Annotated in this window: 18 protein-coding genes; 10 read left to right on the top strand and 8 right to left on the bottom strand. The window is 68.8% G+C overall.

Going from position 1 to position 18,304, the window contains the following annotated elements; genetic code table 11:
* Window positions 1-40: 40 nt before the first annotated feature.
* From JOF42_RS06380 to JOF42_RS06360, 5 genes are all read right to left on the bottom strand, one after another.
* Window positions 41-3,037, bottom strand: a complete 2,997-nt coding sequence (locus JOF42_RS06380; RefSeq protein WP_210097096.1) for an AAA family ATPase — start codon at window positions 3,035-3,037, stop codon at window positions 41-43.
* 51 nt (window positions 3,038-3,088) lie between these two features.
* Window positions 3,089-4,243 carry an exonuclease SbcCD subunit D gene (locus JOF42_RS06375; RefSeq protein ID WP_210097095.1) on the bottom strand — a complete coding sequence of 385 codons (1,155 nt, stop codon included), beginning with the start codon at window positions 4,241-4,243 and terminating at the stop codon, window positions 3,089-3,091.
* A gap of 109 nt (window positions 4,244-4,352) precedes the next feature.
* The gene (locus tag JOF42_RS06370) at window positions 4,353-5,798 is read right to left on the bottom strand and encodes an MFS transporter (protein WP_210097094.1); all 1,446 of its coding nucleotides are present in this window, start codon (window positions 5,796-5,798) and stop codon (window positions 4,353-4,355) included.
* A 329-nt stretch (window positions 5,799-6,127) separates the two neighbouring features.
* Window positions 6,128-6,595 (bottom strand): DIP1984 family protein, encoded by a 468-nt coding sequence (locus JOF42_RS06365; protein WP_210097093.1) that lies wholly within the window; start codon window positions 6,593-6,595, stop codon window positions 6,128-6,130.
* 52 nt (window positions 6,596-6,647) lie between these two features.
* Window positions 6,648-6,956, bottom strand: a complete 309-nt coding sequence (locus JOF42_RS06360) for a GNAT family N-acetyltransferase (RefSeq protein WP_307803559.1) — start codon at window positions 6,954-6,956, stop codon at window positions 6,648-6,650.
* 330 nt (window positions 6,957-7,286) lie between these two features.
* Here JOF42_RS06360 and JOF42_RS06355 point away from each other — a divergent pair, with 330 nt between their 5' ends.
* The 6 genes from JOF42_RS06355 (at window position 7,287) to JOF42_RS06330 (ending at window position 11,505) form a co-directional block, all read left to right on the top strand.
* Complete coding sequence (locus JOF42_RS06355; RefSeq protein WP_210097092.1) at window positions 7,287-7,991, top strand: winged helix-turn-helix domain-containing protein; 705 nt, start codon at window positions 7,287-7,289, stop codon at window positions 7,989-7,991.
* Window positions 7,992-8,025: 34 nt separating this feature from the next.
* Entirely contained in the window at window positions 8,026-8,985 is a 960-nt protein-coding gene (locus JOF42_RS06350) for a DNA-3-methyladenine glycosylase family protein (RefSeq protein WP_210097091.1), read from the top strand.
* Window positions 8,986-9,023: 38 nt separating this feature from the next.
* Window positions 9,024-9,221 carry a hypothetical protein gene (locus JOF42_RS06345; protein ID WP_210097090.1) on the top strand — a complete coding sequence of 66 codons (198 nt, stop codon included), beginning with the start codon at window positions 9,024-9,026 and terminating at the stop codon, window positions 9,219-9,221.
* A 20-nt stretch (window positions 9,222-9,241) separates the two neighbouring features.
* On the top strand, window positions 9,242-9,649 hold the full coding sequence (locus JOF42_RS06340; protein ID WP_210097089.1) for a VOC family protein: 408 nt from the start codon (window positions 9,242-9,244) through the stop codon (window positions 9,647-9,649).
* A gap of 276 nt (window positions 9,650-9,925) precedes the next feature.
* Entirely contained in the window at window positions 9,926-11,095 is a 1,170-nt protein-coding gene (locus JOF42_RS06335) for an RtcB family protein (RefSeq protein ID WP_210097088.1), read from the top strand.
* A 152-nt stretch (window positions 11,096-11,247) separates the two neighbouring features.
* The gene (locus JOF42_RS06330) at window positions 11,248-11,505 is read left to right on the top strand and encodes a hypothetical protein (protein WP_245340737.1); all 258 of its coding nucleotides are present in this window, start codon (window positions 11,248-11,250) and stop codon (window positions 11,503-11,505) included.
* 2 nt (window positions 11,506-11,507) lie between these two features.
* Here the strand turns inward: JOF42_RS06330 and JOF42_RS06325 are convergent, their stop codons facing one another.
* Window positions 11,508-12,962, bottom strand: a complete 1,455-nt coding sequence (locus JOF42_RS06325) for an MFS transporter (protein ID WP_210097086.1) — start codon at window positions 12,960-12,962, stop codon at window positions 11,508-11,510.
* Between the two features lie 58 nt (window positions 12,963-13,020).
* The gene (locus tag JOF42_RS06320; protein ID WP_245340736.1) at window positions 13,021-14,364 is read right to left on the bottom strand and encodes a M20/M25/M40 family metallo-hydrolase; all 1,344 of its coding nucleotides are present in this window, start codon (window positions 14,362-14,364) and stop codon (window positions 13,021-13,023) included.
* 143 nt (window positions 14,365-14,507) lie between these two features.
* On the opposite strand from JOF42_RS06320, the gene JOF42_RS06315 reads away from it, so the two are divergent.
* From JOF42_RS06315 to JOF42_RS06300, 4 genes are all read left to right on the top strand, one after another.
* Window positions 14,508-15,518 carry an FUSC family protein gene (locus JOF42_RS06315; protein ID WP_210097084.1) on the top strand — a complete coding sequence of 337 codons (1,011 nt, stop codon included), beginning with the start codon at window positions 14,508-14,510 and terminating at the stop codon, window positions 15,516-15,518.
* Window positions 15,519-15,556: 38 nt separating this feature from the next.
* On the top strand, window positions 15,557-15,955 hold the full coding sequence (locus tag JOF42_RS06310; protein ID WP_210097083.1) for a DUF1801 domain-containing protein: 399 nt from the start codon (window positions 15,557-15,559) through the stop codon (window positions 15,953-15,955).
* Between the two features lie 61 nt (window positions 15,956-16,016).
* Window positions 16,017-16,283, top strand: coding sequence for a thioredoxin domain-containing protein (locus tag JOF42_RS06305; RefSeq protein ID WP_210097082.1), 267 nt, complete (start codon window positions 16,017-16,019; stop codon window positions 16,281-16,283).
* A gap of 97 nt (window positions 16,284-16,380) precedes the next feature.
* Window positions 16,381-16,791, top strand: coding sequence for a VOC family protein (locus JOF42_RS06300; protein ID WP_210097081.1), 411 nt, complete (start codon window positions 16,381-16,383; stop codon window positions 16,789-16,791).
* A 93-nt stretch (window positions 16,792-16,884) separates the two neighbouring features.
* Here the strand turns inward: JOF42_RS06300 and thrC are convergent, their stop codons facing one another.
* On the bottom strand, window positions 16,885-18,288 hold the full coding sequence (gene thrC, locus JOF42_RS06295; protein WP_210097080.1) for a threonine synthase: 1,404 nt from the start codon (window positions 18,286-18,288) through the stop codon (window positions 16,885-16,887).
* Between the last annotated feature and the right edge of the window lie 16 nt (window positions 18,289-18,304).

The raw sequence follows: 18,304 nt of genomic DNA, 5'->3' as shown, positions 1-18,304 counted from the left end.
ATGGCACGCTGACCGAGGGGCGGCGAGGATGGCGCGGACCTCAGCGTGATTCGATGACGCTCGGCCCCTCCGACGTCGCACGCACTCGGAGCTGCGCCGGTATTTGCTCCTGCATCGCCTCGACGTGACTGATCACGCCCACCGTGCGGCCGCCCTGCCTGAGCTCGTCGAGCGTGCGCATCGCGATGTCGAGTGTGTCGCCGTCGAGGGACCCGAACCCCTCGTCGATGAACAGCGTGTCGAGACGGATGCCGCCCGCACGCGCCGTGACGACCTCGGCGAGACCGAGTGCCAGCGCGAGTGAGCTGAGGAACGTCTCTCCGCCGGAGAGCGACTGCGCAGGGCGCGTCTGTCCGGTGAAGGCGTCGAACACGACGATGCCCAGGCCCGACGCCGCTCCGCGCGCGGCGAGGGCGTCGGAGTGCCGGAGCTGATAGCGCCCGGTCGACATGTCACCGAGGCGACGGTTCGCGGCGTCGACGATCTCTTCGAGTTCGGCAGCGAGGACGAACGTCTCGAGGGTCATCTTGCGAGTGTTCGCCCCGCGGCCCGCGATGGTGTCGGCCAGTCCTCGAAGGATCTCGAAGTCGGCGGAGTCGCCTGCGACGCGCGCGTGCTCGGCGGCGGCAGAATCGATGATCGCGGTGAGCTGGTCGGCCACGCCCGCGGCTCTCCCGGCGTCGTCGACCGCCGTCGTCCACCTCTGACGTGCGGCCCGTGATTCGTGCTCCGCGGGTTCGAGGTCGATCGGCTCCTCGGGAAGCGTGCGGAGCTCGAGATCGAGAAGGATCGCCCGCTCCTTCTCGCGTTGCACCGCGTGCGTGGTGATCCGGTTCTCGAGTGCGGTCATCGCGGCCGCGGATCGCAGGGCCGCCTCTGCATCCGCAGCGTCGTCGAAGACCGATGCCTCGAGCGCGGCGTCCTGTTCGGCCCTCGCCGCCGTCGCGGTCTCGGCTCTGCGCACCGTTTCCGCAGACGTCTCGACCAGTGAGACGGCCGCACCGATCTCGGCGGTCGTCGCGGCCAGCCGGTCTGCCACCGAGGAGAACTCGCCCCGGGCTTCGGCGACCGCCGCGCGCGTCTCGGACACTCGCTGTGCGAGCAGCACCTGTGTCTCGCGGGCCGTGGCGAGAGCCGTGGCATCGGCGTCGTGTTCGGCGTCGAGTCGGTGGATGCGCTCGATCAGCGTGTCGCGCACCTCGTCGAGCCTTCGCATCTGCTCGATCGCGGCGATGCCCTGCGCATGCTCGTCCGTCGCGAGCGAGAGCTCAGCACCCGCGGACTCAGCATCTCTGCCATCTGCCCTCGTCACGGCCGCGGCGAGCTCGGCGCGCAACGTCGAGACGAGCTCCGACGCCTCTCGTTCGCCCCGGGCGAGGCGGTCGCGTTCGGACTCCGCCTCATCGATGTCATCCGCGGAGACGGGATCTGCATGGACGGCCGGCGCCGGATGCTCGCGCGAACCGCAGACCGGACACGCGTCGCCCTCGCGCAAGGCGGTGGCCAGCTCACCGGCGAAACCGTCGAGTCGACGCTGTCGCAGCCGCGCGAGCAGCGACTGCGCGGAGGCCAGCGAGGCGCTCGCGTCGGCGAGCGCCCGTTCCGCCGCGATGCGGTCGACCTCGAGCCGGGCCACCTCGAGCGCAGCCGCATGGCGTGCGGCTGCGGCGTTTCGCGCCGTGGCCAGGTCGTTCGTGCGGTCGGCGACCCGGCGCGCCTCGTCGCGCTCACGAGTGAGCTCGTCGAGCTGCGCGGGAAGCGCCGCACGCTCGGCCGCGCCCGCCTCGACGCGAATCTTCGCCTCCGTCAGCACATCGACGGCTGCGGCGAGCTCCGCGTCGAGCCCTGGGGCCGACCTCTCCAGCTCCGCCGCCCGCTCCCATGCCCCCGTCAGCTTCGTGCGTTCGGCAGCCCAGACGGCAAGGTCACCGACGTCGATTCCGTGCGATTCCCAGGCGGCTCGAGCCCGTGCCTCCGCCTCGACCGCAGCGTCGAGCGCGGCACCCGCCTTGACCGCCGCGTCGATCGGGCCGCGCAGCACGTCGGCCGCTCTGGCGTTCTCCCACTCCATGCGTGCGTCGCGGATCGACGGCTCCTCGGCCTCGAGGCGCGCGAGTGCGAGTCTGGCGCGGTCTCGCTCGACCTGCGCGCGCTGCTCGTCACGCAGCGTCGCAAGCGCCGCATCGGCCTCGACGGAGCGCCTCTCGGCATCGAGGCGCTCAGCCGCCCGCCGCTCGGCGCGATAGTCCGCGCGCGCCTTCGCCTGTCTCAAGCCGTCGAGACGCTCGTCGGTGGTCGCCACCGCACCCGGCTCTTCGGTGCTGACCTCGCCGTCCGGCGAGTCGACGGCGCCAGGACCGAGCTCGGCCTTCGACACGAGCCGCTCGCCCTCGTCGAGCCTCGCCGAGACGGTCGCCAGTCGTGCGCCCAGCGCGTGTTCCGTGGCCTTGCGTCGCTCATCGAATCGGGCTTGCACGTCTTCGAAGCGCTCCGTACCGAAAAGACGCCGCAGCAGCGCCTGCCGATCTTTGCTTCCTGCGAGCAGGAACTCCGAGAAGCGGTTCTGAGCGAGCAGGATCACCTGGAGGAACTGCTCACGACTCAGCTGCAGGATCTCATCGAGCTCGTAGGCGGCTTCGCGCTCTTTCGCGGCCATCCCCACCCATTCCCCGCCGACGAGCGTGTCGAGCTGCACGGCGGCGGGCTGCACCGTCAGGCCTCCGCCGCGCTTCTTGGGCCGCTCGTACTCGGGCGACCGAGTGACACGGTAGCGTCCTGCCGAGGTGCTGAACTCGACCACGACCTCCGTCACATCGTCGGGTTCGCAGTGATCGCTGCGGAGCCGCTTCTCGCCCCCCTCGTATCGCGGCACCCCGCCGTAGAGTCCGAAGCACACGGCATCGAGGATGCTCGATTTTCCGGCGCCGGTGCGCCCGGCGATCAGGAAGATGCCGTCGTCGGCGAATGCGTCGAAATCCACGACCTGACGGTCACGGAAGGGGCCGAATCCCTCGACCTGGAGTCGGTGCAGCTGCATCAGCGCACCGTCTTCGCTGTCAGAGCGTGGCCATGGCGAATCATCACCGGACTAGATCAGCGCTTCTGCGCGCACGCGGTCGTCGAGCACCTCGCGGATCAGCTCGCCCTCGCGCGCACTCGGACCGTGCCCTGATCGGACATGCTCGAGGAAGGCTTCAATGCGCTCGGGGTCGGTGACCGCACCGCGGAGTCGCTCGACGTAGGAGCGTTCGATCCGCTCCGCCGTCTCGGACGGCTGGTGCTGCACCATCGCGCAGTGCGGATACCGGTCGCGGAGTCGACGCATCGGTTCGGTCTGAGCGAGCGCGTCGGTGTACACCGCGCACACCCAGTCGCCTGCGTGCGCCGCCACGTTCTCGTCGGACAGGATCTCGTCGAGCATGCCGGTGAGCGTGACCAGCCGACGAGGGACGGGCAGGTCGAGCCAGTCGATCGAGGCGAGCCCGGCCGCGTCGAGCTCGACGAGCCATGATCCGCGCGGCTTGCTCTTCTCGCCGAAGCTGTAGTGCAGGGGTGCCCCCGAATAGCGCACGCGGTCGCTGATCTGCTGGCGCCCGTGGATGTGACCGAGGGCGACGTAGTCCGGCCCGTCGAAGACCGACAGCGGAACGACGTCGAGCCCGCCCTGGCGGACCTCGCGCTCCAGGCCCAGAGTCGCGTCGACCCCCGCCGCGAAGCAGTGCGCGATCGCGACGGATCGACCGGGGTGCTCCCCCATACCGGCACGGACGAGATCCATCGCATGCGCGAGCGTCTGCGCCTGGGTGCGCAGCTCGACCCCGCTCCAGTGCTGACGCACGATCGCGGGCTCGAGGTACGGGATGCCGTAGAAGTGCACCGGCCCGTCGGCATCCGCCAGCGTCACCGGTGTGCCGATCGCGAGTGGGTCGGTGAGGACATGGATGCCGTCGCGCAGCAGACGCGCCTGGAATCCGAGGCGAGCGGCGGAGTCATGGTTGCCGCTCGTGACGATCACCCGCGCGCCCGTCTCGTGCAGCGCGACCAGGGCGTCGCCGAGCAGCGTGTACGCAGCGCCCGCCGGCGTCGCGGAGTCGAAGACGTCACCCGCGACGATCACGACGTCGACCGCGTTCTCCCGCACCTGCTCGGTGAGCGCCCCGAGCACCTCGGCCAGCGCGTCCATGGTCGAGTTGCCATGGAAGGTGCGGCCGATGTGCCAGTCGGAGGTGTGCAGGATGCGCATACTCACACGGTACGAAGCCCCACCGACATTCGGTCCGAGGCGTGCCGCGGCATCCGTTCCTGACGCCGGATCCGACCGGATCGCGAGCGGAACGGACGCCGCGAGCGCCTCAGTGCGCGCCGACCGCCATTCCCGGCTGCGCCGGCATCAGTTCGTCCTTCGTGCCGCGCACCATGACGGCGGCGATCACGGCGGCCACGACCATGAGGATCGACGCGACGATGAAGATCCAGCCGTACGCCTCGGTGAGCTGCCACGGCGTGAGGTCCGCCTGCGCGTGCCCGCCCACCGAAGCCGCGTACACCGCGGTGAACACCGACAGGCCGATCGATCCGCCGATCTGCATCGCGGAGTTGGCGACGGCCGATGCGACGCCCGCATCGTGCGGTGCCACTCCCGTCAGGGCGAGGTTCTGCAGCGGGATGAACACGAAGCCCATGCCCACTCCGAGGAGCACGAGCGCCGGGGCGATCTGCACGATGTACGCCCCGTCCGGGGTGATTCCCGAAAGCAGGAACAGACCGGCCGCGGCGATCAGCGGCCCCACGATCAGCATCGGACGCGGGCCGATCACGGTGAGGAGCTTCGTCGCGACGGGGGCGATGATCATCGTGGCGATCGGCAGCGGAAGAGTCGCTGCGCCCGCCGGGAGTGCGCCCATGCCGAGCACGAACTGGAGGTGGAACGTCAGGTAGAGCGTCGCACCGATCATGATCGCTCCGGCGACTCCCTGGATCAGGAACGCACCGCCGCGCACGCGGTCCGCGACCACTCGCAGCGGCAGCAGCGGCTGCGAGACCCGACTCTCGACCCACACGAACACGCCGAGCAGCACCACGCCGAGCGCGAGGAACGTGATCGTCAGAGGGTCTCCCCAGCCGTTCTCCGCGAGGCTAAATCCGTACACGAGAGCTCCGAGTCCGAGGGTCACGGTGATCGCACCCCAGACGTCGTAGCGGTTGTCGCCCTCGGCGCGACTCTCGGTGAGGAAGAGCGCACCGCCGACGAGACCGACGGCGACGAAGAAGAGGTTGACCAGCAGGCACCAGCGCCAGTCGGTGAACTCGGTGAGGAATCCGCCCAGCAGCAGTCCGATCGCGGCGCCCGTTCCCGCGACCGTTCCGAAGACCGCGAACGCGGTGTTGCGCTCGCGTCCGGACGGGAAGGTGACGGTCAACAGAGCGAGCGCCGCCGGGGCGAGGAGCGCGGCGAACACGCCCTGCAGACCGCGCGCGAGGATGAGCTCCCATCCCTGCTGCGCGAGACCGCCGAAGAGGGATGCCGCGCCGAACCCGACCATGCCGATCATGAACGTGCGCTTGCGCCCGAGGTAGTCGGCGATGCGACCGCCGAGCAGCAGCAACGCTCCGAACGCGAGGGCGTAGGCGGTGACGACCCACTGCCGTTGGCCGTCGCTGAGGCCGAGATCGGCCTGGGCCCGCGGGAGGGCGATGCTGACGATGGTGCCGTCGAGGACGACGATCAGCTGCGTGAGAGAGATGACGGCGAGCGCCCACCACTTGGTCTGGGGGCGGGCGCGCAACGACGATGACATGGAAGAACCTCCGGTGTCGGGAACGATGCCGGAGGTTTCGAGCCTCGGACCAGCGCGCTGAGAGCGCCTGACCACCTCAGCCGACGGGGCTGAGCAGAAGATCCATGTTACCCGAGGTGAGGCTGTGTGAGTACGAGCGGAAGGTCCCCTGACCCACCCTCGTCACGATGATCGGCACGTGGTGATGCGAGATGCGCGATGCGCGATCACATGTGCGGGGTGCGGGGCTACGCGATGCGAATCTGGGCTGCCCTCCGCCCGACATGTGCCGGAATTGCCCCTCCGGCTGGGGTTGTGCCCGCCTCGTCGTGACTACCGACTTCCGCTCTTCACTCCTTCAGGTCGTGCAGCCAGTTCGCCTGCTGGATCCGATTGTCGAGTTCGCGCAGCTCCTGCGCAACCGCATCCGCGCGCGAGCGCAGGTCGGCCACGGGGAGCGCGGAGATCTGCCGCAGCTCCGACCGCATCTGCCGGAGGAACTGGTCGTTCGCGCCGGATGCCGCAGCGGCGGCGTCCGCGAGCAGCGAATGCTGCAGACGGAGCACATCACGCGCGGCGAGCGCATCCGTCATCGTCCCGTCCGCGCCGAGGTCGAGCCGCGAGTTCGTTGCGTTGATCCGTCTGATCAGGTCGCGGAGCTGCTCCAGGGCGGCGTCAGCTTCGACGAGCAGAGCCGACGCATCCTCCGCCGGTTCCTCGCCTTCCTGATAGCGGGCGTTCGCGGTGATGCGCGCGCGCAGCTGCTCGATGCGGCGCTGCAGATCGGCGCGGGCAGTGAGGGCCTCTGCGAGTTTCATGCCTTCATCCTGGCAGGACGCCGCGCCGTAACACAGCGTCACACGATCAAGATCAGCGCGAACGCAGAAGCGTCGCGTGTTCAGGGTGTGCAGAGAACCAGTCCGAGACGTACCAGCAGACGGCGTCGACCTTGCGATCGCCTCGCGCCTCGATGTCGGCGACAGCACCCTCGACGACCGTGCCCGCGTAGCCGTGACCGCGGAAAGTCGGGATTGTGAACGCTCTCGTGAGCGCGATCGTGCGTCCGTCGTCACGGTAGTCGAGCACGCTGACGAGCTGGCCGTCTCGCGTCAGCGTGTACCGCGATGCGTCCTTCTCGTCGGTCAGGATGAAGCCGGAGGCGAGGGTCGAGGTGGTCACCCGAACCACGTTACGCCCGCACCTGGCACCGACGGCCGTTTTGACACGCGCGGACTTCTTCCGACATAATCCCCCCATGACTACCAACGCAAGCCCTTTGTCCGCCCAGGAGGCGAACAGGACTGCCGGGATGATGATGCCCGGTCGCGTTGGCATGTGTTGCCGAATGTGTCGCTGAACGAACAGCCACTCCGTCTGACCTGACTTCTCGCGATCTGCGAGGTACAGGTCTTCGAGCATCCACCCTTTGCTCGCTCTTCCGGCTCGCCCGGTCATTCATGCAACGCATCAGAGCCTCTCTCCGGCTCACGTCCTGAGGACTTCATCATCATGTCGAACATCGCACTTCTCGAGCGTCCCGCCGCCACCTCCGCCGTCCGCACCGTGTCTTCGGAGCCCGCGGCCGCGCAGCTCGATGCTGATCTTCCCGCCGTGCGCTCGCCCCGCGGCTTCGCCCTCTACGTCGGACTCGACGAGATCAAGGCGGCCGAGGCCGGCGTCAGCCTTCCGCTTCTCGTCGACGCTCTGCGTCGCACCCTCGCCGAACTGGCACCCGGTGCCGAGACCCACGCCACCGTCGCCCTCGCACCGCACGGGTCCGGAGGCCGTGACCTCGACGTCGTCCGCCTCGCACTGCACGAGCCCGGCGCGATCGCCCGCACCAAGGCCGCGGCCGAGGAGGAGACCACCGACGAAGAAGGCGGCGTCGTCGTCGACATCTCGCGCAAGCGCGTCCTGATCGACGGAGAGTCCGCGGCGTTCACCTACAAGGAGTTCGAGCTGCTGCAGTACCTCGTGCTCCGCGAGGGACGCACGATCGAGCGCAGCGAGCTCGTCTCGGCGCTGTGGCAGGCGCAGGACGACGAGACCCCGGGTGAGCGCACCATCGACGTGCACGTGCGGCGCCTTCGCGCCAAGCTCGGCCGCTACGAGGACATCGTGCGCACCGTGCGTGGCATCGGCTACCGCTTCGACCGTCACGCCGACGTCGTCATCCGCTACGGCCACGGCACGCCTTCGCCCGACCGCTTCTGATCCGAGTGTCAGCCCCGCCACGTATGGTGGGCGCATGACCCTGACCGCGGATGCTGGAGCTGCGGACGCAGCACCGCAGAGCCCACCGCGGACGACCGTCTACCGCCCGGTCGCGCCGGTCGATCTGCGCGCCACGGTGGGGATGCTTCGCCGTGGTCCCGGCGACCCGACCATGGTGTACGACGGCCCCGTCATCTGGCGCGCGTTGCGCACACCCCTGGGTCCGACGACGCTCGCGCTCCGCGCGCACGGCGACGAGATCAGGGCGACCGCGTGGGGAGCAGGAGCCGAGCATGCTCTCGACAGCGTGCCCGCCCTCTGCGGTGCCGACGACGACCCCTCAGGTTTCGACCCGTCGCCTCATCCGTTCATCGCCGAGGTGGCCCGCCGCACGCGCGGATTGCGTCTCGCCCGCACCGGTGTCGTGTTCGACGCTCTCGCGTGCGCGATCATCGAGCAGAAGGTCACGGGTCTCGAGGCCTTCCGCGCCTGGCGACAGCTCGTCACGAAGTTCGGCGAACGTGCGCCGGGGCCGTCGCCGAGACCGATGTACACCGCGCCGACGGCCGCGGAGTGGCGCCGCATCCCCTCGTGGGACTGGCATCGCGTCGCGGTGCAGCCGCCGCAGTCGAAGACGATCGTGCGAGTGGCCGAACGCGCCGACAGCATTTCCCGTGCCCTGTTGGCCGCCGCAACCGGCGACGACCGAGACCGCGTGCTGACGAGCTTCCCCGGCGTGGGGCTGTGGACCTCGGCCGAGACCCGCATCCGAGCCCTCGGCGACCCCGATGCGGTGAGCGTCGGCGACTACCACCTCGCCCACGAGGTCGGCTACGCACTCACGGGTCATCGCACCGACGACGACGGGATGCTCGAGCTCCTCGAGCCGTGGGCCGGGCACCGGCAGCGGGTCATCCGGCTGATCTTCGCGAGCGGAGTCAGCGAGCCGCGCCGCGGACCGCGCCTCTCCCCCGAAGACCACCGCGGTCGCTGACCCGCGCGCCGGAACAGGATCGCCTCTAGGCTGAGGCCATGTCCCGCCGCACCCTCCGCTTCCTCGTCACCGCCGGGCTCCTCATCCTCGGCATCGTGATCGGCCTGATCTTCCAGAACGTGTGGCTCGGCATCCTGCTGGCCGCGATCGTCTGGCTCGGCTGGTTCATCGGCTACGAATCCCGCCGCGGCCGCAACGCGGGTGTCAACGACGAGGACCACGGCATCGAGCTCTGAGCGCCTGCGAGATTGATCGCATGGCGCTTCTCGATCACCTGGGCATCACCGTCGGCGACCTCGAGCGCGGGCGCGCACAGTTCCACCCCGTGCTCACCGCTCTCGGGTACGAATTCGGGTCCGAAGCCGAGGGCGGGATCTCGTGGCACCACGGCGAGGAGACGGAGATCATCGTCTTCGCCCCGCGCGAAGAGCGTGGCGGTCCGCACGTGCACGGTCGCGTCGGATGGCAGCACCTCGCGTTCGCGGTCGAGTCCCGCGACGAGGTCGACCGCCTGCACGCCGTCGCGGTCGCCGCGGGGTGGACCGTGGTGCGCGAGCCCAAGATCTACGAGCGGTTCAGCGAGACTTATTACGCCTCGTTCGTCGAGGACGACAGCGGCATCCGCGTCGAGTTCATGCACAACCCGCCGCGCGTCTCCGCTTGACTCCCGGGCGTGTCGCGCCCTAGTGTGGCAAAGCTGTGCCGATCGCGCACAGCATTCACGCCGAGGAGACGACGGATGACCGCCCTGCGGAACTTCCCCTTCACCGCGGTCTTGCCGCTTCAGTCGAAGCGCAATGACCGCTACGAGTCGTACCCTCCGGCGCGCGCCGTGTGACAGCATCCGCTGTCCTCATGCCCCGCACCGTCAGGTTCGGGGCATTTCTGTTTCTCACGAGATCCCCGACCTGTGGCTGAACATCACATAAGGAAAGGAATCATGGAGAGGCTCTCCACACGGCTGCTCTCGTGGGCGTCGCTGATCGACGAGAAGACGCTCGATCAGGCGATCACCACCGCGCGCATGCCGTTCATCCACCCGCACCTGGCGCTCATGCCCGATGCGCATCTCGGCAAGGGGGCGACGGTCGGCTCGGTCATCCCGACGCTCGGCGCGATCATCCCCGCCGCCGTCGGCGTCGACATCGGCTGCGGCATGATCGCCGTCCGCACCCAGTTCACGAAGGACGACCTCGCCGGTCGCGATCTCGCCGAGCTGCGCGAGCAGATCGAGCGCGCGATCCCGCTGTCGGCCGGACGTTACAACAACAAGGTGGTCGCGACCGCCGAGCCCCGCATCGCGGAGCTCGAGGCGCTCGCCGAGACGAACGGTTTCGACCCGGAGTCGTACGCGAAGAACTGGCGACTGCAGCTCGGGACCCTCGGCTCGGGAAACCACTTCATCGAGGTCTCGGTGGATGAGCTCGACCGGGTGTGGCTGTTCCTGCACTCCGGATCGCGGGGCGTCGGCAACAAGATCGCCGGCCACCACATCACCGTCGCGCAGAGAGCGGCGAAGCAGTGGTGGATCGAGCTGCCCGACCCCGACCTGGCGTACCTCGTCGAGGGGACTCCCGAGTTCACGCGGTATATCCGCGAGCTGCGGTGGGCACAGCGCTTCGCTCTGCTCAACCGCGAGGAGATGATGGATCGGGTCGCTCGGCAGCTGTCGGAGTTCCTCGGAACGCCGGTGGACGAGCAGGAGCGCATCAACTGCCACCACAACTTCACCGAGTCCGAGAGGCACTTCGGCAAGCAGGTGTGGGTGTCGCGGAAGGGTGCGATCCAGGCGGATGCCGGTCGTCCCGGGCTCATCCCCGGCTCGATGGGAACCGCGTCGTACGTGGTCGAGGGGCTCGGCGACCCCCAGTCGCTGAACTCGTCACCGCACGGCGCGGGTCGTGAATACTCACGGTCTGCGGCACGGCGCACCTTCTCGCACGAGCAGCTGCGCGAGGCGATGACGGGGATCGAGTTCCGCGACACGGACGCGTTCATCGACGAGATCCCCCAGGCGTACAAGCCGATCGATCAGGTGATGGCGGATGCCGCGAGCCTGGTCGAGATCAGGCACACGCTGCGTCAGCTCGTCAACGTCAAGGGCGATTGAGTGGAGGGAGGAGCCGGCGGACCATGTCCGTCGGCTCCTCCTGCACATCCGTCCCGTCGCGAGAGTTCTCCCCGCACGACGGGATGGCGGCATACAGCCGACCGATTCGGGTTTCCTCCCTGGAAGGATGCGAGGATGACACGGTGCACCTCATGAACGACGCTCAGATCTGGACGATGATCGGCTCTTTCATTGCGCTCATGCTCAGCATGATGACCGTCGTCTCGACCCTGTTCATCCGCGTCGTCCGCACCGAGATCGGCGGCCTCCGCAACGAGATGAACGCCCAGATCGGCGGTCTCCGAGGAGAGATGAACGCTCGCTTCGACACCGTGAACACGCGCATCGACGGACTCGACCGCGACATGCAGGCCGTCGTCAAGCGCACCTTCGGCCTCGACCGCGACTGACGTCAGACCACCGGGGCGGTCACCGCCTCGGCATCCGTCCGGTCGGTGAACGCCTCCTTCGGCACGAAGACGAGAATGGCGGCCGCGACGAGTGCGGTGACGCCGCAGACCACCCAGACGGTGATGTACCCCGCGAACGATCCGGCGGTGCCCTCGACTGCGCCGCTCGCGCCGTTCAGGAGCGCGATCCCGAAGACGCACGAGGCGATCGCCCCACCGACCGTCTTCACGGAGTTCGTGAGTCCGGTCGCGACGCCCGTCTGCGTGGCGGGAGCCGCCGAGGCCGCGGCGGCCGGAAGAGCCGCCACGAGTGCCCCGGATCCGAGTCCGACGACGACCATGTTCGTCACGACCTGCAGGTACGAGTCGTGGAAAGGAAGGAACAGCAGGAACCCGATGCCCACCAGCAGGGATGCGCCCATCAGCGTGATCCGCGGAGTGAGGAGGCGGGCGAACACCGGGAAGAGCAGCGCACCCGCGATCATCGCGATCAGATACAGGCCGATGATCAGCGAGGTCGCGAAGCCTGTCGTTCCGAGTCCATAGCCGTACACGCCCGGGTTGGTGCGAGCGAAGGTCGACAGCGGCGCCTGCGCGCCCAGGACGCTCACGCCGAACAGTCCGGCGGTCAGGAACACGGGGCCGAGCGCCGGCGAACGGAACATGCGCACGTCGATGAGCGGATCGTCGCAGCGGAGCTCCCAGAGCACGAACGGGATGACGAGCAGAAGACCGAGGACGACGACGGCCCACGACCACGGGTTGACCAGCCCGCCCTCGAGGCGCAGCAGGCTGAGTCCACCGGTGAAGCAGATGAGCGCCATCGAGATGAGGACGACACCGACCGTGTCGAAGACACCGCCGGTCGGATCGGGCGACTCCTTGACCCCGAACAGGATCACGAAGAAGCACACGACGATGAGCACGGCGGGGATCAGGAGCACGACCGTGAGGGGCAGCACATCGATGAGCGCGCCACCCACCAGAGCGCCGATGATCGCTCCGCCCTCGAGCGCCGCCACCAGGAGCCCCGCGGCCTTCGCCGTGATCGACGAGCGCCCTTCCATGCGACGCGAGCGCGACCAGATCAGGGCGATCTCGAGTGGCAGCCACACGACGTAGAAGCCCATCAGCGTCCAGCCGATGAGGAACACGGGGAACGAGTCGGTGAAGGGCAGGACGAGCGCCGCCGCAGCGGTCAACGCGGTCGAGATCAACAGCATCCGCTTGTGGCCGACCATGTCGCCGAGCTTCGCGAACGCGGGCACGACGAGAGCCGACAGCATGAGCTGCGTGCCCTCGAGCCAGTTGACGTCGGCATCGTGGATGCCGAGGTGCCGCGCGATGTCGGTGAGCATGGGCGTGTAGTAGCCCTGCAGGACACCGCTGGTGAATTCGACGAAGGCCAGGAACCCGACGACTGTCGCCAGGGTGCCCAGAGTCCGACTGCGCGTCATCGCGGCTCCTCGAGAAAAAGGCTGATCCGAGCGTTCAGGCGCCCGGACAAGGGTGAGATCACCCTAGCCGCTCGAGGAGAGCGCGATGGAACCGCTCCCCCCGCTCGAGAGCGGCGATCTCGACGTTCTCATCGACGCCGTGGATCGACGCCCGTTGCGCGTTCGACATGTCGAGCGGCGCGAAGCGATAGACGGCGGGCGCGAACCGGTGGAAGTGACGCGAATCCGTCGCCGCCATCATCACGTACGGCACTGCGGGGACGCCGGGGTGCGAGACCGCGAGCGCGTCCGCGAGCAGAGCGAACTGGACGTTGTCGGTCGAGGACTCGGGAGACGGCTCGCTCGCCTCCTCGACGATCACGCTCACGAGCGGATCCCGGATGCGTCGGCGCACCCGGAGCACTGTCTGCTGCGTCGTCTCGCCCAGCGCGATCCGCAGGTTCACGGTCGCCGTCGCCTGCGAGGGCAGGACGTTCGCCGCCGTTCCTCCCGACTGCATCGTGGGCGCGACGGTCGTGCGCACCAGCGCGGCCGGCTCGCCGCCGAGCGCCGCGAAGACCTGCCCGGTGAGGAACGGCGCGGATCCGAGCAGACGGAGAAGGTGCCGAGCGGGCCCGGGGGTCTGAGCGCCGAGCTGGGACAGCATCCGTCCGATGGCTTTGGAGGCCCGAGGACGGAACGTGGTGGGACCGAGCCGGTCGACCGCGCGTGCCACTCGGCGCACCGCAGTCAGCGCCGGGGGCGCCGATGCGTGACCGCCCTCGCCGCGCGCCGAGAGCGTGAGCGTCATGACGCCCTTCTCCCCCACGCCGATCATGGCGGCGCGTCCGGGGACGAAAGGCAGCGGAGCATCGACGACCGCACCGCCCTCATCGACGACCAGCCACGGGACGATGCCGCGGTCACGGAGCACCCGCGCGATCTCCTCCGCCGCTCGCCCGTAGGTCTCCTCGTTCCCGCCGAAGGACAGATAGACGTCGCGAGCCGGGACGAAGCCGTCGGCGAGCAGGTTCTCGACCGCCTCGAGCACGACGATCAGCGGCCCCTTGTCGTCGAGCGCCCCGCGCCCGTACACGACGCCGCCTGAGACGACCCCGGCGAACGGCGGATGCGTCCACGCGTCGCTCTCGTCGACCGGCACCACGTCATAGTGAGCCATCAGCACGACGGGCCCGTCGGACGCGGGACCGCTGCCCGCCCAGTGGAACAGGAGCCCGAAGTCGGTGTGCCGCTCGAGCGTCAGCTTCTCGTGCACGAGCGGGTAGAGGTCGGCGATCAGCGTGACGAAGTCCTCGAACGGCCCGGGTCCGCGCTCCTCGAGCTCGGCCGAGACCGTCGGCAACTGGATCATCTGCGAGAGGCGCTCGGCGATTCCGGGGCGAGGTTCGGTCACGTCGGCCATCGTAGCGCCGGCCCTCCGACGCATCCGCGGGGGCACTCCGGTCGCAGTTCGTGCCGTGCGCCGCCGAGTCGCGCGGCACGAACTGCGACCCGAACGATGCGGCCGAGTCATGAGGGGTGCGTGAGCCGCGAGACAATGGAGGGATGAGTCTGTTCGCCCTCGCCCCCAAGCGCGGTCCGCGCTGGCACCTGGCGACGCAGGCCGCGCTCGGAATCGCCGTCCCGATCGCGGTCATGACCCTTCTGGGCGAACCGTCGCTCGGCTACATCGCGGCATCCGGCGCCTTCACCGTCCTGTTCGCCGGCACAGCGCCCGTCCTCGACCGGGCGAGGATCCTGCCGTTCGTCGCGGCGGGCCTGATCGTCAGCGCCGCCCTCGGCGTCGCAGCCTCTGCGAACGCCTGGCTCGTGAGCATCGGGGTCGTCGTGGTCGCGATCGCCAGTGCGGCGCTCGCATTCGGGTTCCGCCTCGGCCCGCCCGGTCCTCTGTTCTTCGTGCTGGTCTTCGGCCTCTCCGCCCACGTCATCGCCAGTTCGCCGATCGCACCGCTCGTCTACATCGCAGCGCTCGCGGCAGGCTGTCTGTTCTCGTATCTGGTCGCGATGGCGCCACTGCTGCGTCCTCGTACACGCGCGATGAGCGCCCGACCGCTCCGTGAGCTGCTGCCCGGCCCCGCCTTCACCGCCGATTCGCGCATGCTGCTCCTGCGGGTCGCCATCGTCGCGGTCATCGGAGTGCTGCTCGGCCTGGTGATCGACCCGACGCGGACATACTGGATCGTCGGCTCCGCCGTCGCCGTGATCGGCGTCGCCGCCGCGCGTCGCGCCGCCGTGCAGCGCGGACTGCACCGCATGCTCGGCACCGTCGTCGGCGCCGGTGTGTATGCCCTCCTGGCGCTGCTGCATCCGTCCGGGCTGTGGCTGGCGCTGCTGCTGGGCGCACTGCAGTTCACGATCGAGCTCGTCGTCGTTCGTCACTACGCCTTGGCGCTCGTCTTCATCACCCCGCTGGTGCTGCTGCTCACGGGCGCCGCGACCGGGGACATCGGATCGATGGACGTCGCGTTCGAGCGCATCGTGGACACCATCGTCGGGGCGGCTCTCGGTGCCGCATCGGGCCTGCTCCACCCGCGCGCCGACACGAAGACCGACTGACTCTCGACGCCGGCCGAGGCGCGGGCCATACTCACACCATGAGCCGCGCACCCGAGATCGACGACTACCACGGCAGACTCGCACCCGAGGACAGGGAGATCTGCGATGTACTCGCCGCCGAGATCGAGCAGGGACTCCCCGAGGCCTCGGGCAAGGTGTGGCACGCGCATCCGGTGTGGTTCCTCGACGGCAACCCTATCGTCGGCTACCACCGACTGAAGGATGCCGTCCGCCTGATGTTCTGGAGCGGACAGTCATTCGCCGGCGACGGCTTGACCGCGTCAGGGACGTTCCAGGCTGCGGAGGCGAGGTACCTCGACGCCACCGAGGTCGACACCGCTGCGCTCGCCGGCTGGCTCGCCGAATCGCGCCTGATCCAGTGGGACTACGAGCACATCCGCACGAACCGCGGGCTCGTCAAGCGCACCGAGTTCTGAGCATCTCGGGGAACATCCGGGTCACTCCGCCGGTTGCATCAGGAAGACCGAGAGGGGCCCAATGGAACTGACGCTCGTCACCTCCGCATTCTGCGGAGCCTGCTCACGCACCCGCGCGGTGCTCACCGACGCCGCACGATTCCTCCCGGATGCCACCATCACCGAGATCGACGTCGCGCGCGAGCCCGACGCCGCCGAGGCGCTCGACATCCGCTTCACCCCGACCGTCATCATCCGCGACGTCTCGGGCACCGAGGTCTTCCGCGCCGAGGGTGTTCCGACCGTGCCCCAGGTGCTCACGGCGGCGGTGAAAGCGCTCCCCGTCTGAGCCGCAGCGCACGCTCTTGCGGATGTCCGACCCCCGGCGAAGAATGAGCGTGCAGCGGGGTCGACGGCGACTCCGCATCACATCACTGGGGGCAGTCATGGCGAATCTCAACCCGTATCTCTCGTTCCGCACCGAGGCGCGGCAGGCGATGGAGTTCTATCAGGGCGTGCTCGGCGGTGAGCTCGTCATCAACGTGTTCGGCGAGTTCCCCGACATGGTCCAGAACCCCGATCAGAAGGATCTCGTGATGCACGCACAGCTCACCACGCCCGACGGGCTTGTACTCATGGCGTCGGACACCCCCGACGGCATCCCGTTCGAACCGCCCCAGGGATTCTCGGTGTCGCTCAGCGGCAACACGCAGGAGCGCACCCAGGAGGTCTGGGACGCCCTGGCCGACGGCGCGGCGATCACGATGCCGCTCGACACCCCGCCGTGGGGCGGCACCTTCGGAATGCTCGTCGACCGGTTCGGCGTGCCGTGGATGCTGCACGGCGACCCGGCCTGACCTGCTGCCGACCCGGCCCGATCCAGTGAACGCGAGACCCCTCCTGCCGTGATCGGCAGGAGGGGTCTCGATGGTCGCTGTTGCGGTGTCGACTCAGCGCAGCGCCTTGGCCTCGATGAAAGCACGGAGTTCGTGCTCGTCATCGGCCATCTCGGTCGTGCGCTGCGGGGCGTCGAGCATCGCGCGCAGCTCGGACGAGTACTCCAGCTCGACGCCGATCGCCTCGCGGATCGTCTCGGCGAACTTCTGCGGCTTCGCGGTCTCGAGCACGAGCATCGGCACTCCGGGCTCGAGGTACTCGCGGGCGACCTTGACCCCGTCCGCGGTGTGCGGATCGACGATGTCGCCCGAGGCGTCGTAGACCGCCTTGATGGTCGCGAGCCGATCGGCGTGGGTGGAGGTTCCGCTGACGATGCCGAACTCCTCGACGAAGCGCTCGAGATCCGCGGTGAAGTCGAAGTAGCCCTGCGTGTCGAGCTCCTGCCAGGCGCTCACGACGCGAGCGGCATCGCGGCCGACGAGCTCGAAGATGAAGCGCTCGAGGTTCGACGCCTTCGAGATGTCCATCGACGGGCTCGATGTGGCGAGGGTCTGAGCGGCGCTGCGGGGTCGGTAGACACCGGTGCGGAAGAACTCGTCGAGGACGTTGTTCTCGTTCGCGGCGAGCACGAGACGACGGATCGGAAGACCCATCTGCTTCGCGAAGAAGCCCGAGAGGATGTTGCCGAAGTTGCCCGACGGCACCGTGAAGGAGACCTCTGTCCAGCCGCCGGCATCCGTCGCGCGCAGCCATGCCCAGAAGTAGTAGACGACCTGAGCGGTGATGCGGGCGAGGTTGATGGAGTTGACGGCACCGAGGTGCTGGGCGCGCTTGAAGTCCAGATCGCCCGCGAGATGCTTGACGAGGTTCTGGCAGTCGTCGAAGACGCCGTCGACGACGATGTTGTGGATGTTCTCGTCATCGAGCGAGAACATCTGGGCACGCTGGAAGGCGCTCATGCGCCCCTTGGGAGACAGCATGAAGACCGAGATGCGGTCCTTGCCGCGCAGAGCGTGCTCGGCAGCAGAGCCGGTGTCGCCCGAGGTCGCACCGAGGATGTTGAGCACCGAGCCCTTGCGCTCCAGGGCGTATTCGACGACCTGGCCGAGGAACTGCATGGCCATGTCCTTGAAAGCCAGAGTCGGTCCTTCAGACAGCCCCACGAGGGTGAGGTCGTCATCGATGGACCGCAGCGGAACGACCTCTTCGGGGAACGGCTCGTACGCGGCAGCGGTCATGCGTGCGAGGTCGACCCGCGGGATGTCGGTCGCGAAGAGAGCCAGCACCTCCGTCGCCAGCTGTGGGTACGTCAGCGCACGCCAGCGCTCGAGGGTCTCGCCGTCGACCGTGGGCATCGTCTCGGGAACAGCCAGACCACCGTCGGGCGCGAGCCCTTCGAGCAGGGTCTCGCAGTACGGCATCGGCGTCATGCCGCCACGGGTGGAGATGTACTGCACGGGTGCTCCTCGGTTC

The organism is Microbacterium phyllosphaerae (assembly GCF_017876435.1).
GTDB lineage: Bacteria > Actinomycetota > Actinomycetes > Actinomycetales > Microbacteriaceae > Microbacterium > Microbacterium phyllosphaerae.
Note: the sequence above shows the minus strand (reverse complement) of the source record. Positions and strands in the feature narration are given on the sequence as shown.